The organism is Pseudomonas sp. PSPC3-2 (genome assembly GCF_049897085.1).
GTDB lineage: Bacteria > Pseudomonadota > Gammaproteobacteria > Pseudomonadales > Pseudomonadaceae > Aquipseudomonas > Aquipseudomonas paraveronii.
The window spans coordinates 1-15452 of sequence record NZ_JAFCVO010000003.1 but is presented as its reverse complement, the minus strand read 5'-3'; the positions used below and the strand labels follow the sequence as shown (position 1 = coordinate 15452).

The following is a 15452-nucleotide window of genomic DNA, read 5'->3' as shown; positions in this document are numbered from 1 at the left end:
CGGATTATCCTCGGATCGCCCAGAAGGCCAGGTTCAAGCCCGGGAACTGCCCGGCGATATGGAAGGCGAAACCACCGGAATTGCTCAACTGCTGCCAGTGCTCGCTGCCCCGGTCCAGCTCGTAATAGGTCGAGCCTGCGTGGTACGGCAGTTGGCGCGGCGCCACGGGCAACGGCAGCAGGCCGATGCCAGGCAATTGCAGGTTGACCAGGTCGCGAATGTGCTCCACCGAGCCGACCTTGCTCTGCTGGCCGAAGCGTGCGCGCAGGGTTTCGCCGGGCACATCGGCGCGCACCACGAGGATGAAACTGGCGCTGTCGATCAGGGTTTTGTCGGCGAGCATCGCCACGTGGATGCCGTAGGCTTTCTCGACAATCGGGATCGGCGTGGCCTTGCTGTCGATCAACATCGACAGCGCTTCACGCAGAGCCTGCATCACCGGGGCAAAGCTCAGGGCCAGGTCGTCGTGCTGGTACTGCGGGTATTCCTGGGGGCGCCGGCCGGCGGTGGAAAAGGTGGCAAACTCACCCGCCAGGCTGACCAGTTCACTGAACAAACGCTCCGGGTGCAGCGGGCTCAGTTGGCTGAGGTGCTGGATCAGCGGTTGGGCACGGTTGACCAGTTGCAACAGCATGAAGTCGGCGATCTCCGACGCGCCGCCCGCGCCCGAAGCGACCACGCGCCCGGCCAGGGCTTCGCCGCGCTGGTGCAGCAGGCCGAGCAGTTCGCTGCGAAACGCCGTCAGCGGTTTGCTGGCGGCCACGTCGAGTAACGGCGGGATGTAGCTGTCGTCGAGGACCAGCGCACGGTCGGCGCGTTTTTCCTTGATACGTACCAGGCCGATCGCGGCGTAATCGCTGATGCCGTCCTGCGCAGTCAGCAGGCGCAGCGCGCGGGAACCGACGGCCACCGGGGCGCGGTTCTCGAACGGTGCGTTGTCGTCGCGCACTTCGCGCACCTGGCTCACGTAGCGGGCAGCGCCAAGCTCTTCGCCGTCGTCGACGGTGTCGCGGGCCCCCGCGCGCTTGAGCGGCAACGCCAGGTAGACCAGGCCGTCGCGCAGGCTGTCGTCGATATTCAGCGGGCTGGGCGCCAGGTCATCCTGGGGAATATTGAACGGCGTGCCATCGGGCAGCAGGCCGCGTGCCGACACAATCGCCAGCTTGCCCTGGGCCAGCAGGCCCTGATCGATCAGCAACTCGGAAAACCCCCAGGCGCCGGCGGACAACGGGCGACTGCGGGCGTCGATCAGGTTTTCCAGGTAACGGTCATGCTGCTGGAAGTGCTGCGTTCCAATGAACATGCCTTCCGACCAGACCACGCGATTGTTCCAGGACATGGGGGCTCCGATTGCTTGTTATTGGGCTGGGCTGGATGGGGAAACCACGACGTCCGCACGCACGGCGCGCACATCGAGGCTGATCTGGTATTCGGTGTATTGGCGCGGCGGCACGTTGAGCACCGTGCGCCATTGCGCGCGGTCCAGCTCGCGATAGCCCACCAACAGGCCGATCTGGCGGGTGGACGGGTCGAGGTCGCGCTGGATGCTCAGTTGCTGGCCGGGCTGCACCGTCACTTCGTCCTGGTCCAGCAGGTCGAGGCCAAGGGTGGATTGCGCGCGGTCAGCCAGGGCGAAGTAATCCGAACGGCTGAAGGTGGCGGCGTTTTTCAGTTCGAAAATCCGCACCCGCACCGGGGCGGCCTGGCCGTTGGCGCCGGGGTTAAGCCCGGCAATCGCATGAAAGTGCAACTCGACGGCAGCGGTGTTCGCTTCGGCCGAGGCCGCGGCTTCGGGTTTGACAGCATCCTTGGCGCACGCTGTCAGCATCAGCAGGGTGGCTACTGCGAGTAAAAACCTGGGAATCATCCTTCGTCCTCAATGACGTACTTAGCTTTCCGTTTTATCCATGCTTCAGCGACGCTGTCGTGCGCTGTGCTCTTCATAGGCTCGGCTGAATTCGCGGCCGAACAGGTCCTGGAAATCTTCCTGGGCCTCGCGGGAAATATTGCCGTAGAGCTCGGTGAACTGCTGCCAGTACTGGGCCTGGCGCGAGCCGCTGAACAGGCTCGACAGCCCGCCGGGCTTGCCCATGCGCTCTTCCAACTGTGCCGGCTCGAAGCGACTGAGCAGATGTTTGATCGCCGCTTCCACACCGGCCATTACTGCCAACTGGTGAGCGCGCAGATCGTCGAAACTGTCGCGCACCGCGATGTCCGGCGCCATAAACGCCTGGTTGCCATGACGAAGCAGCAGCAGTAACGCTTCGTCGGCATTCGGGGCGAATTTCAACGGATTGTTTTCCGCTGGCTGGATCATCGTTTGCTGCATGCGGAACTCGCCCTTGAGGCTCGCGCGAGCGCGCAACACGTCAATCAGGCCGTCGACCATCAGCCGGTAGCTGCGGCCGATGCTTTCCATCTGGGCTTCGGCCTGGGCCTTGTCCAGGCGCAGTTGGTCCAGGCCGGCACCGCGCAGGAAGGCTTGCAAAAGATCGGGTTGTTGGCTGTCGGCCACGGGGAGCAAGGGCTCAACCACGGGTGGCGGCGGGACAACGGCGGCGGGAGATGGCGGTGGCGGTGCGCTGACCAAGGGAGCTGGCGTGTCGCCAAACAGGTCCCAATCTTCGGGAATGACCGAGCCCGACACGGCAGGTGGCGGGACAACCGGCACGGCCACCGGGGTCGGCGGGCGAAAATCATGTTGCTCGCAAGGCACGTGATCGGCCACGGTCGGCGGCGGCACAGCGGTCGGGCTGAGGAAATCAAACAGGTCCGGCAGGGTGTCCATCGACGACGCGCCCTGGAACTGGGGGGCGATCACCGGCGCGGCTGCCGGTTTACTCACGACGGCGCCCATCAGCGCCTCGAAACTGTTCGGGGAATCACCGGCAAACGGCTGGCTATCCACGGCTTGCACATTGAAATCGATGCGCGCCTGGATTTCGTAATCACCGATGCGGATCAGTTCGCCATCCTGCAAAGGCTCGCTATTACCCCGACGCAGACGGATGCCGGCGTTAACCAACTCCACACCATTTGTGCTGTTATCGGTTAAATAATATCGACCATCTTTGTATTGAATTACACAATGCTGCGAGGAAACCAGACGCTCAGGATCAGGCAATACCCAGTCATTATCCGAGCTGCGGCCGATCGCCATCGAGCCCTGGCTCAAGGATTTTTCGGCACACTGCCCAGGGGTAATCTTGTGATAACTAGTGATAGTCAAACACAGCGACATCTTGCCTCCTTGCTGATACTTCGCGCGCAGTCGATTCCCGGCGGCAACCTTTCCCGAGGGGTCCCGTCAGGTGGTGCGAACGGCTGTTATAACCTGCTTTTTACAGCATGATCACTGATCTTAACCGGCGTCTGTGAGAAAAATCCTGTTTTAGTACGCCTCCTGACTTATCAGTCGAGCAGGTTGCTAAACACCGCACATCTGTCACAGAGGGCGAATAGCTTACCTTGACAAGCCATAACTACTACACCAAAAATGCACAACTTCTTGAATACCAGTGATGGCACATTAGTGGCGTCGCACTTATATGACCAAGAAAACATGCAAAGTTCATCACGCAACTAATGCATGAATTGCCCGCCATCTAACGGGCCGATAGGGAGATCGATTTCAGTGGATGTGCCGTTGCTGCTCGCTGCCGTTTCCGCGACTTCGCCATGTGGCGAAGACATGGAATATGACGCGCAATTTCTACAATTGGAACGTGACGCCAAGGGTCAGCCCGAGCGCAGCATGGGCGACTCCATCCTCCCTGCCGAACCGCCGGACTGGCGCAGCATCCAGCAGCAAAGCCTCGACTTATTGCAACGCAGCAAAGACCTGCGCATCACCCATTTTCTGCTGCAAAGCGCCCTCGCCCTCCAGGGTGTGGCCGGGCTGGCCGACGCGCTCACGCTGATCAACGCACTGCTGCGCGAATACTGGGCCGACCTGCATCCGCACCTGGATGCCGACGACGATAACGACCCCACCGTGCGCATCAACGCCCTGTCCGGCTTGACCAGCGACGCGACGATTCGCCTGCTGCGCGAAAGCATCCTCACGCGCTCGCGCACCTTCGGCCCCGTGAGCCTGCGCGCCGCGCTGAACGCCAGCGGCCTGATGAGTTTCCCCGACGAACAACTCGGCGCCCAGCAGCTCAACGCCGCGTTCCTCGACAGCGACCCCGAGCAACTGCAAGCCACCCGCGACGCCTTGAGCAGCGCGCGTGCCGCCTGCGAAGCCATCGAACAACAGGTCAGCGACCAGGTCGGCTCGGCCCAGGGCGTCGACCTCAGCCTGTTGAAACAACCGCTCAAGCAGGCGCTGCAGATCCTCAGTCAGTTTGTCCCGAGCAGCGAGACCGACAGCCGCGAACCCGAGGCCGTCAGTGACGACAATGCCCCCTCGGTCGACTTCGCCGCCGCCCCTGTCGCACCGCGCCCCAGCGGCGATATCACCAACCGCGATGACGTGCTGCGCAGCCTCGACAAGATCCTTGCGTACTACAGCCGTCACGAGCCTTCGAGCCCACTGCCGGTGCTGTTGAACCGCGCAAAGCACCTGGTGCATGCCGACTTCGCGGCCATCGTGCGTAATCTGATTCCCGACGGCATGTCCCAATTTGAAAACCTGCGTGGCCCGGACGGCGAGTAAGCCGACCGACCGTGCAGTAACAATACCGTCGCTCAAGCGACCAGGAGCAGCAACGTGGCGAAGCAAAGTTCTCAGAAATTCATCGCGCGCAACCGCGCGCCTCGAGTGCAGATCGAGTACGACGTCGAGCTCTACGGCGCCGAGAAAAAGGTCCAGCTGCCCTTCGTGATGGGTGTGATGGCCGACCTCGCCGGTAAACCCGCCGAGCCGCTCGCGCCCGTGGCCGACCGCAAGTTCCTTGAAGTGGACGTCGACAATTTCGACTCGCGCCTCAAGGCCATGCAGCCACGCGTAGCGTTCCACGTACCCAACGAACTGACCGGCGAAGGCAACCTGAGCCTGGACATCACCTTCGAAAGCATGGACGACTTCAGCCCAGCCGCCGTGGCCCGCAAGGTCGACGCGCTGAGCAAGCTGCTCGAAGCCCGCACCCAGTTGGCCAACCTGCTGACCTACATGGACGGCAAGACCGGCGCTGAAGAAATCATCATGAAAGCGATCAAGGACCCAGCATTGCTGCAGGCCCTTGCGAGCGCGCCGAAGCCGGCAGGGGACCAATAATCATGACCGAGAATACCGTTCGCGAAAACGCTCAAAACCTGGGCGCCACCGAAGAAACCAGCGAGTTCGCCTCGCTGTTGCTGCAAGAATTCAAACCGAAGACCGAGCGTGCCCGCGAAGCCGTGGAAACCGCCGTGCGCACCCTGGCCGAACAGGCGTTGGCACAGACGGACCTGGTGTCCAACGACGCGATCAAGTCGATCGAATCGATCATCGCCGCCATCGACGCCAAGCTCACCGCCCAAGTCAACCAGATCATCCACCACCAGGATTTCCAGCAGTTGGAAAGCGCCTGGCGTGGCCTGCACTACCTGGTCAACAACACCGAGAGCGATGAGCAACTGAAGATTCGCGTGCTCAACATCTCCAAGCCGGACCTGCACAAGACCCTGAAGAAATTCAAGGGCACCGCTTGGGACCAGAGCCCGATCTTCAAGAAGATGTACGAAGAAGAATACGGCCAGTTCGGCGGCGAACCTTACGGTTGCCTGGTCGGCGACTACTACTTCGACCAGTCGCCACCGGATGTCGAGTTGCTGGGCGAGTTGTCCAAAGTCTGTGCAGCCATGCACGCCCCCTTCATCGCTGCGGCCTCGCCGACCGTGATGGGCATGGGCTCGTGGCAGGAACTGTCGAACCCGCGCGACCTGACCAAGATCTTCACCACCCCGGAATACGCCGGCTGGCGCTCGCTGCGTGAATCGGAAGACTCGCGCTACATCGGCCTGACCATGCCGCGCTTCCTCGCGCGCCTGCCGTATGGCGCCAAGACCGACCCGGTGGAAGCCTTCGCCTTCGAAGAAAACACCGACGGCGCCGACAGCTCCAAGTACACCTGGGCCAACGCCGCCTACGCGATGGCGGTGAACATCAACCGTTCGTTCAAACACTACGGCTGGTGCTCGCGCATCCGAGGCGTGGAATCCGGCGGTGAAGTGGAAAACCTGCCGGCCCACACGTTCCCTACCGATGACGGTGGTGTGGACATGAAGTGCCCGACCGAAATCGCCATCAGCGACCGCCGTGAAGCGGAGCTGGCGAAGAACGGTTTCATGCCGCTGCTGCACAAGAAAAACACCGATTTCGCCGCGTTCATTGGCGCGCAGTCGCTGCAGAAGCCGGCCGAGTATGACGACCCGGACGCCACCGCCAACGCCAACCTGGCTGCGCGCCTGCCGTACCTGTTCGCCACCTGCCGTTTCGCGCACTACTTGAAGTGCATCGTGCGCGACAAGATCGGTTCCTTCAAAGAGAAGGACGAAATGCAACGCTGGTTGCAGGACTGGATCCTCAACTACGTCGACGGCGACCCGGCGCACTCCACCGAAACCACCAAGGCCCAGCACCCGTTGGCTGCCGCCGAAGTGATCGTGGAAGACGTCGAAGGCAACCCGGGTTACTACAACTCCAAGTTCTACTTGCGCCCGCACTACCAGCTCGAAGGGCTGACCGTGTCGCTGCGCCTGGTATCGAAACTGCCTTCGGCGAAAAGCGCATAACTAGCGGCTGAACTTGCTCTTCTGTGGGAGGGGGCTTGCCCCTCCCACAAAAAACCAAATCGAGTGGCCGAGTCCACACAGGGAGAAAACATGGCTGTTGATATTTTCATCAAGATTGGCGACATCAAGGGCGAGTCCATGGACAAAGCCCACAAGGACGAAATCGACGTGCTGAACTGGAGCTGGGGCATGTCCCAGTCCGGCAACATGCACGTAGGCGGTGGCGGCGGCGCAGGCAAGGTGAACATCCAAGACCTGTCGCTGACCAAGTACGTCGACAAATCCTCGCCGAACCTGATGATGCACTGCGCCAGCGGCAAACACATCGACAAGGTCAAGCTGACCGTGCGCAAGGCCGGTGGCGAAAGCCAGGTCGAGTACATGGTGATCAACCTGGAAGAAGTGCTGGTCACGTCGCTGAGCACCGGTGGTTCGGGCTCCGATGATCGCCTGACCGAAAACGTCACCCTGAACTTCGCCCAAGTGATGGTCGACTACCAGCCACAGAAAGCCGACGGCACCAAAGACGGCGGCGCGATCAAGTTTGGCTGGAACATCCGCTCCAACACCAAGCGCTGATATGAACACCCCCTGGCGCCATGCGCCGGGGGGGGTTTGGTGCGTGCTCACATTCGACCCCTTCTTTTTCGGTATCTGAGTCATGGCCAAACCTTCGTTTATTAATGTGTGGAAGGCGTATTCCGATCTTTTAGTTACGTACCCGAAAGCAGATCCTTGCAATGGCCCTTGGGCCAATCAATGCGCTATCCGCATGAGTCTGGCGCTCAACGCCGAGCTGAGCATCAAGGTCAACAAATCTACCTATACGGAGCCCAAGTGTGCGCATGAACACGCCAGGGGTGCCGAGTCGTTGGCTAATTGGCTGTGGAAAAGGCATCTAGGACGACCCGCCATTCTGGGTAACACCGCCGAAGACCGTCGCACGCTGATGGGCAAAACCGGACTTATTTTTTTCAAGGATTGTTTCCAGCAATCAGGCGAGTCCCTGGATAACCGTACCGGCGATCATATTGATCTATGGAACCGAGGAATAACCCAAACCGGCGATCTCTTTTTCCGCTCCAGAGCTGTCTGGTTTTGGGAACTCACATAATGAAAAAACCATTGCTCGCCCTCTGCCTGACCATGAACGTGCTCAGTCTGAACGCACGCGCCGAACATACCGAAACGGCGACGATCGAGGCCGTGTTTGTTGGGCAACCCCTCAAACTGATCGATGACCAGGGTCAGTGCACGTTAGTCAACCCTGATCAAAGCCGTACAAAACTGGATATGGAATGGCCATGCAGCTTCAGCTTGGATAAACATCAGAAATTGCGCGTGGAGACATTCAACGGCGTCCCTATATTTTCAGTTTGGCGTGTTGAGCACATGCCTGCCCCGAGCCGCGACTGCTTGAACAAAATGCAGGCTATTCGCCAAATCCAAGGGCACCTAGAGGTGGCGCCGGTCAGCCTATCGGCATCCTGCGGTTGGGGTGGCGACCAAAAAATGTATGTGGCGCCCTTTACGTGGTAACCGAAATCGCCACCCGCGACCGTCTGCAACCGTCCCTGCTGGACCGGTTGACCGACGACGACCCGACCAATCCGAAGGAAAGCGCCGACAAACGCGTGCTGTCCCTGACCCAATTGAAAGCCTCGGTGCTGCGTGACCTGGCGTGGCTGCTCAATACCACGTCGCTGCTCGATGCCGATGCCACCCTGCACACCCCGGCCGGCACCTCGGTGGTCAATTACGGCCTGCCGGCACTGGCGGGCAACAGTGTTTCCAGCGTCGACATCAAAGCCCTGGAAACCCTCATCTATCAGGCGATCGCCACCTTTGAGCCACGTATTCTGCGCCACACCTTGCGCGTCAAAGCCCGTGTCGGCCATGGCGAGATGAACCACAACGCCCTGAGCTTCGAGATCGAAGGCGACCTGTGGGCGCAGCCGGTGCCGTTGCGCCTGCTGCTGCAAACCGACCTGGACCTGGAGTCGGGCCACGTGCGCGTGGTCAACGCCGACCAGCGGAGACGCCCATGAACCCGCGCCTGCTGGAGCTGTACAACCAGGAACTGCACCACGTGCGCGAAAGCGCCGCCGAGTTCGCCAAGGAATACCCGAAGATCGCCAGTCGGCTGAGCCTGTCCGGCATGGACTGCGCCGACCCCTACGTCGAACGCCTGCTCGAAGGCTTTGCCTACCTCACGGCCCGCGTGCAGCTCAAGCTCGACGCCGAGTACCCGACCTTCACCCACAACCTGCTGGAAATCGCCTACCCGCACTACCTGGCGCCGACCCCGTCGATGACCGTGGTGCAACTGCAGACCGACCCGGATGAAGGCTCCCTGGCCAGCGGCTTCCCGTTGCCGCGCGACACCGTCTTGCGCGCCGCGTTGGGCCGTGAAACCCAGACCTGTTGCGAGTACCGCACCGCTCACCCGGTGACGCTGTGGCCGTTGCAGGTCAGCCACGCCGAATACTTCGGCAACCCCGCCGCCGTGCTCGGGCGCCTGGCGGCCAGCGAGCCGAAAGCCAAGGCCGGTTTGCGCCTGACCCTGCGCACCGGCGCCGAGTTGCCATTCAACAGCCTCGAACTGGACAACCTGCCGCTGTACCTCAGCGGCGCCGATGAGCAACCGTTCCGCCTCTACGAACAGTTGCTGGGCAACACCTGCGCGGTCTTTGCGCGCAAGCCGGGTGGCGATTGGGTCGAGCGCCTGCCGCAAGACGCGCTGCGCTCGCGGGGTTTTGACGACGCCGACGCGGCCATGCCCGTGGTGGCGCGGGCGTTCCAGGGCTATCGGCTGTTGCAGGAATACTTCGCCCTGCCCCACCGTTTCCTGTTCGTCGAGTTCGCCGAACTGCGCCGTGCGGTCAAACGTTGCGACGGCCAGGAGCTGGAGCTGATCGTGCTGTTCGACCGTCACGAACCGAGCCTGGAAGGCAGCGTCGGCGCCGCGCAGTTCCTGCCGTTCTGCACCCCGGCGATCAACCTGTTCCCGAAACGCGTGGACCGTATCCACTTGTCCGACCGGGTCAACGAACACCATGTGATCGCCGACCGCACGCGGCCGATGGACTTCGAGATTCACTCCCTGAGCGGCATCACTGGCCACGGCACGGGGCCGGAGCAGCCGTTCCTGCCGTTCTATGCGGTGCGCGACCCATCGCGCTATGGCCGCGACCAGGCGTACTACACCGTGCGCCGCGAGCCTCGGGTGTTGTCCAGCGACCAACGGCGCAACGGCCCGCGCTCCACCTACGTGGGCAGCGAAACCTTCGTCAGCCTGGTGGACAGCCAGCAAGCGCCGTACCGCCACGACCTGCGCCAACTCGGTGTGACAGCGCTGTGTACCAACCGCGACTTGCCGCTGTTCATGAGCGTGGGCAACGGCAAAACCGACTTCACCCTCGCCGACAGCGCCCCGGTGCTGGCCGTGCGCTGCGTCGCCGGGCCGAGCCGCCCGCGGGCCAGCCATGCCCATGACGCCAAGGCCTGGCGCCTGATCAGCCAGTTGTCGCTCAACTACTTGTCCCTGAGCGAACAGGGCCAGGGCGCGGGCGCCTTGCGCGAACTGTTGCGCCTGTATGGCGACAGCAACGACGCCGCCCTGCAATTGCAGATCGAAGGCCTGCGCGAAGTCAGCAGCAAAACGGTGACCCGGCGCCTGCCGATGCCCGGCCCGATCGTGTTTGGGCGCGGCCTGGAAATCACCTTGGAATTCGATGAAAACGCGTTTCGCGGCACCGGGGTGTTCCTGCTCGGTGCGGTACTGGAGCGCTTCCTGGCACGCTACGTGTCGATCAACAGCTTTACCGAGACGGTGATCCGTACCACCGAACGCGGCGAGATCATGCGATGGAAAGCCAAGCCCGGACGTCGTCCGACCCTGTGAGTACCCTGGATGCGATGCACCGGGAGCCCTGGGAATACGATTTCTTCCAGGCGCTGCGGCGTATCGAGTGCGAATCGCCGGAGCTGCCGCGCCTGGGCCATTCCCTGCGCCTGGCGGATGACCCGCTGCGCCTCGGGCAACAGGCCGACTGCACCTTCGCACCGGCCACCCTGGCCTCGGTCGACCCCGGTGGCGACGGCAAGCCGGCGCGGCTGGAGCAGTTCTTTTTCGGCCTCGGCGGTCCCAACGGCCCGCTGCCGCTGCACATCACCGAATACGTGCGCGAGCGCCAGCGCAACAACGCCGACAGCACCAGCAAGCAGTTCCTGGATATCTTCCATCATCGCCTGTTGAGCCTGTTCTATCGCGCCTGGGCCGAGGCGCGGCCGACCGTCAGCCACGACCGCCCGGACGATGATTACTGGTCGGCGCGCCTCGCCGCCTTGAGCGGTCGGGGCATGCCGAGCCTGCTCAACCAGGGGCTGATCCCCGACACGGCAAAGCTGCATTACAGCGGCCACCTGTCAGCGCAAACCCGCTACCCGGATGGTTTGAAGGCGATCCTTGGCGAGTACTTCGGCCTGCCGGTAGAAATCGAAGAATACGTCGGCCAGTGGCTCGAACTGCCCGAACGCAGCCGCGTTGGTGTCAGCGCCAACCGGCTGGGCGTGGACTTCTGCCTGGGCAGCCACGTGTGGGACCGCCAGCATAAATTCCGTATCCGCCTGGGCCCGCTGAAACTTGATGATTACATGGGCATGCTGCCCGGCAGCCAGCCGTTCAACGAGCTGGTGGCCTGGGTGGCCGAGTACCTGGGCCATGAATTGGATTGGGACTTGAACCTGGTTCTGCAACAACCCGAAGTACCGGCGCTGCAACTCAACGGCCGGTTCCGCCTGGGCTTCAACACCTGGCTCGGCCGCCCTGCGGTTGATGCCAACGACCTAATCCTGGCCCGGCATTACGCCGATCACGCCACCACCTCAAGGAATCCAGAGCATGGGTGAAATCAGTCGCGCCGCACTGTTCGGCAAACTCAACAGCGTGGCCTACAAAGCCATCGAAGCCGCCACCGTGTTCTGCAAGCTGCGGGGCAACCCGTATGTGGAACTGGCCCACTGGTTTCACCAGTTGCTGCAACTGCAGGACTCGGACCTGCACCGCATCATCCGTCAGTTCAACGTGGAACCGGCACGCCTGGCCCGCGACCTGACCGAAGCCCTGGACCGCCTGCCCCGTGGCTCGACTTCGATCACCGACCTGTCCTCGCATGTGGAAGAAGCCGTGGAGCGCGGCTGGGTCTACGGCAGCCTGATGTTCGGCGAAAGCCAGGTGCGTACCGGGTATCTGGTGCTGGGCATTCTGAAGACGCCGAGCCTGCGCCATGCGCTGTTGGGCTTATCGTCGGAGTTCGACAAGATCAAGGCCGAAACCCTGAGCGAACGCTTTGACGAGTACGTCGGCGACTCGCCGGAAAATGCCCTGAGCGCAAGCGACGGTTTCAACGCCGGCGCCGTTCCGGGCGAAGCCAGCGGTGCGATGGCGCCGAGTGCGATGGGCAAGCAGGAAGCGCTCAAGCGTTTCACTGTTGACCTGACCGAACAGGCGCGCAGCGGCAAGCTCGACCCGATCGTCGGCCGCGACGAAGAAATCCGCCAGTTGGTCGACATCCTCATGCGTCGACGCCAGAACAACCCGATCCTCACCGGTGAAGCCGGCGTCGGCAAAACCGCCGTGGTCGAAGGTTTCGCCCTGCGCATCGTCGCCGGTGACGTGCCGCCCGCGCTGAAAGACGTGGAACTGCGCAGCCTCGACGTCGGCCTGCTGCAAGCCGGCGCCAGCATGAAAGGCGAATTCGAACAGCGTCTGCGCCAGGTCATCGAAGACGTCCAGGCCTCGCCGAAGCCGATCATCCTGTTTATCGACGAAGCCCACACCCTGGTGGGTGCCGGTGGCGCCGCCGGAACCGGTGACGCAGCCAACCTGCTCAAGCCGGCCCTGGCCCGTGGCACCTTGCGCACCGTGGCCGCGACCACCTGGGCCGAGTACAAAAAGCACATCGAGAAAGACCCGGCCCTGACCCGCCGTTTCCAGGTGGTACAGGTTGCCGAACCGTCGGAAGACAAGGCGCTGCTGATGATGCGCGGCGTGGCCTCGACCATGGAGAAGCACCATCAGGTGCAGGTCCTCGACGAAGCGCTGGAAGCCTCGGTGAAGCTGTCCCACCGTTACATCCCGGCGCGCCAGTTGCCGGATAAATCCGTCAGCCTGCTGGACACCGCCTGTGCCCGCGTTGCCATCAGCCTGCATGCGGTGCCGGCCGAAGTGGACGACAGCCGTCGCCGCATCGAAGCCCTGGAAACCGAGCTGCAAATCATCGCCCGCGAGCATGCGATCGGCATCGCCATCGGTGCGCGCCAGAGCAACAGCGAAGCCTTGCTGAGTGCCGAGCGCGAGCGCCTGGCCACCCTGGAAAGCCGCTGGGCCGAAGAGAAAACCCTGGTGGATGAGTTGCTCGCTACCCGCGCCACGTTGCGTGAAAAAGCCGGCGTCGTGGACAGCGGCAACGATGAGTTGCGTGCGCAATTGGTCGACTTGCAACAGCGCCTCACCGCGCTGCAAGGCGAAACCCCGCTGATCCTACCGACCGTGGATTACCAGGCCGTGGCCTCGGTAGTCGCCGACTGGACCGGCATCCCGGTCGGCCGCATGGCGCGCAACGAACTGGAAACCGTGCTCAACCTCGACCAGCACCTGAAAAAACGCATCATCGGCCAGGACCACGCCTTGCAGATGATCGCCAAGCGCATCCAGACCTCTCGCGCCGGCCTCGACAACCCGAGCAAGCCGATCGGCGTGTTCATGCTGGCCGGCACCTCCGGCGTGGGCAAGACCGAAACCGCCCTGGCCCTGGCCGAAGCCATGTACGGCGGCGAGCAGAACGTCATCACCATCAACATGAGCGAGTTCCAGGAAGCCCACACCGTGTCGACCCTCAAGGGCGCGCCACCGGGCTACATCGGCTACGGCGAAGGCGGCGTGCTAACCGAAGCGGTACGGCGCAAGCCCTACAGCGTGGTGCTGCTGGACGAGGTGGAAAAAGCCCACCCGGACGTGCATGAGATCTTCTTCCAGGTGTTCGACAAGGGCGTGATGGAAGACGGCGAAGGCCGGGTGATCGACTTCAAGAACACCCTGATCCTGCTGACCACCAACGCCGGCACCGAGTTGATTTCCCAGGTCTGCAAAGACCCGGCGAACATTCCCGAGCCGGAAGCCATCGCCAAGGCCCTGCGCCAGCCGCTGCTGGAAATTTTCCCGCCCGCCCTGCTCGGCCGACTGGTGACCATCCCGTATTACCCGCTGAGCGACGAGATGCTCAAGGCGATCACCCGCCTGCAACTCGAGCGCATCAAGAAGCGTGTGCAGAACACACACAAAGTCGCCTTCGACTACGACGACGCGGTGGTCGATTTGATCGTCTCGCGCTGCACCGAGACCGAAAGCGGCGGGCGCATGATCGACACGATCCTTACCAACAGCCTGCTGCCGGACATGAGCCGTGAATTCCTCACGCGCATGCTCGAAGGCAAGGCGCTGGCGGGTGTGCGGATCAGTAGCCGGGATAATGAATTGCACTATCAGTTCAACGATTGACCTGACGAAACACGATCAAATGTGTGGGAGGGGGCTTGCCCCCGATAGCGGTGAATCAGTCACCACATGCATCAACTGACACACTGCTATCGGGGGCAAGCCCCCTCCCACATTTGCAGCCGGTTTCTTCAGCTATTACGCAATTTACGGGTTAACCGATGCTATTCAACCAAGCCTCACGCCTAGCCAAAATCACCAGCCCCCTCGGGCCGGACGTGCTGCTGCTCAATCAAATGGGCGGCGGCGAAGAGTTGGGAAGGCTGTTCACCTACGACCTGCAACTGACCTCCCTGGACGCCAACATCGACCTCAACCAGTTGCTCGGCAAGCCGATGAGCGTCGGCGTGCAACTGGCAGACGGCGGCGAGCGGCATTTCCACGGGATCGTCGCGCAGTGCAGCCAGAGCATCGACCAGGGCCAGTTCGCCAGCTACCAAGTGACGCTACGCCCGTGGCTGTGGTTGCTGAGCCGCACCTCGGACTGTCGGATTTTCCAGAACCTGAGCATCCCGCAGATCATCAAGCAGGTGTTCCGCGACCTGGGTTTTTCCGACTTCGAAGACGCCCTGAGCCGGCCATACCGCGAGTGGGAATACTGCGTGCAGTACCGCGAAACCAGCTTCGATTTCGTCAGCCGCTTGATGGAACAGGAAGGCATCTACTACTTCTTCCGACACGAACAGGACCGCCACGTGCTGGTGCTGGCCGATGCCTACGGCGCCCACACCACGGTGCCGGGCTACGCGTCGATTCCGTATTACCCCAAGGACGAGCAGCAACGCGAACGCGACCACATGCACAACTGGCACCTGGCGCAGCAAGTGCAGCCGGGCTCGCTGGAGCTCAACGACTACGACTTCCAGCGCCCCAGCGCGAGCATCGACGTGCGCTCGGCCATGCCGCGCCCGCACACCGCCGGCGACTACCCGCTGTACGACTACCCCGGCACCTACGTGCAAAGCGCGGACGGCGAACACTACGCGCGCACCCGCATCGAAGCGCTGCAAACCCTGCATGAACAAATCGAATTCAGCGGCAACGCCCGCGGCCTCGGCTCCGGCCACCTGTTCAGCCTCACCGGCTTCAGCCGCCAGGACCAGAACCGCGAATACCTGATCGTCGGCATCCGCTACAACATCCATCAGGAAAGCCTGGAAAGCGGCGGCGGCTCAAA

14 protein-coding genes are annotated in these 15452 nt (G+C 62.4%); 11 read left to right on the top strand and 3 right to left on the bottom strand.

Features of this window, described 5'->3' with window-relative positions:
- Nucleotides 1–4: 4 nt before the first annotated feature.
- From tssK to tagH, 3 genes are read right to left on the bottom strand one after another with little or no spacing between them, the layout of a single operon-like run.
- The gene (gene tssK, locus ACP7CJ_RS06730) at nt 5–1339 is read right to left on the bottom strand and encodes a type VI secretion system baseplate subunit TssK (RefSeq protein WP_426099901.1); all 1335 of its coding nucleotides are present in this window, start codon (nt 1337–1339) and stop codon (nt 5–7) included.
- Nucleotides 1340–1357: 18 nt separating this feature from the next.
- Nucleotides 1358–1867 carry a type VI secretion system lipoprotein TssJ gene (gene tssJ / locus ACP7CJ_RS06725; RefSeq protein WP_276195469.1) on the bottom strand — a complete coding sequence of 170 codons (510 nt, stop codon included), beginning with the start codon at nt 1865–1867 and terminating at the stop codon, nt 1358–1360.
- A gap of 45 nt (nt 1868–1912) precedes the next feature.
- Nucleotides 1913–3241, bottom strand: a complete 1329-nt coding sequence (tagH, locus tag ACP7CJ_RS06720) for a type VI secretion system-associated FHA domain protein TagH (protein WP_276195470.1) — start codon at nt 3239–3241, stop codon at nt 1913–1915.
- Between the two features lie 393 nt (nt 3242–3634).
- Between tagH and tssA the strand changes: the two genes are divergently transcribed.
- From tssA to vgrG, 11 genes are all read left to right on the top strand, one after another.
- Nucleotides 3635–4657, top strand: coding sequence for a type VI secretion system protein TssA (tssA, locus tag ACP7CJ_RS06715; protein WP_276195471.1), 1023 nt, complete (start codon nt 3635–3637; stop codon nt 4655–4657).
- 54 nt (nt 4658–4711) lie between these two features.
- Nucleotides 4712–5218 (top strand): type VI secretion system contractile sheath small subunit, encoded by a 507-nt coding sequence (tssB, locus tag ACP7CJ_RS06710; RefSeq protein ID WP_247406909.1) that lies wholly within the window; start codon nt 4712–4714, stop codon nt 5216–5218.
- A gap of 2 nt (nt 5219–5220) precedes the next feature.
- Nucleotides 5221–6717 (top strand): type VI secretion system contractile sheath large subunit, encoded by a 1497-nt coding sequence (gene tssC / locus ACP7CJ_RS06705; RefSeq protein ID WP_276195472.1) that lies wholly within the window; start codon nt 5221–5223, stop codon nt 6715–6717.
- Nucleotides 6718–6807: 90 nt separating this feature from the next.
- Nucleotides 6808–7296: an Hcp family type VI secretion system effector gene (locus tag ACP7CJ_RS06700; RefSeq protein ID WP_247406914.1), complete on the top strand. Its 489-nt coding sequence runs from the start codon at nt 6808–6810 to the stop codon at nt 7294–7296.
- Nucleotides 7297–7378: 82 nt separating this feature from the next.
- Complete coding sequence (locus ACP7CJ_RS06695; protein WP_276195473.1) at nt 7379–7831, top strand: type VI secretion system amidase effector protein Tae4; 453 nt, start codon at nt 7379–7381, stop codon at nt 7829–7831.
- Nucleotides 7831–8256, top strand: coding sequence for a hypothetical protein (locus tag ACP7CJ_RS06690; protein ID WP_276195474.1), 426 nt, complete (start codon nt 7831–7833; stop codon nt 8254–8256). Before ACP7CJ_RS06695 ends, ACP7CJ_RS06690 begins: the two co-directional genes overlap by 1 nt.
- On the top strand, nt 8250–8765 hold the full coding sequence (gene tssE, locus ACP7CJ_RS06685; protein WP_276195475.1) for a type VI secretion system baseplate subunit TssE: 516 nt from the start codon (nt 8250–8252) through the stop codon (nt 8763–8765). Before ACP7CJ_RS06690 ends, tssE begins: the two co-directional genes overlap by 7 nt.
- Nucleotides 8762–10621, top strand: a complete 1860-nt coding sequence (gene tssF, locus ACP7CJ_RS06680) for a type VI secretion system baseplate subunit TssF (protein WP_276195476.1) — start codon at nt 8762–8764, stop codon at nt 10619–10621. Before tssE ends, tssF begins: the two co-directional genes overlap by 4 nt.
- Nucleotides 10585–11628: a type VI secretion system baseplate subunit TssG gene (gene tssG / locus ACP7CJ_RS06675; RefSeq protein ID WP_276195477.1), complete on the top strand. Its 1044-nt coding sequence runs from the start codon at nt 10585–10587 to the stop codon at nt 11626–11628. Before tssF ends, tssG begins: the two co-directional genes overlap by 37 nt.
- Nucleotides 11621–14278, top strand: a complete 2658-nt coding sequence (gene tssH, locus ACP7CJ_RS06670; RefSeq protein WP_426099900.1) for a type VI secretion system ATPase TssH — start codon at nt 11621–11623, stop codon at nt 14276–14278. The genes tssG and tssH overlap by 8 nt, the downstream gene beginning before the upstream one ends.
- Nucleotides 14279–14436: 158 nt before the next feature.
- Nucleotides 14437–15452, top strand: a 1016-nt coding sequence (vgrG, locus tag ACP7CJ_RS06665; protein ID WP_426099899.1) for a type VI secretion system tip protein VgrG, incomplete at its 3' end; no start/stop codon positions are given.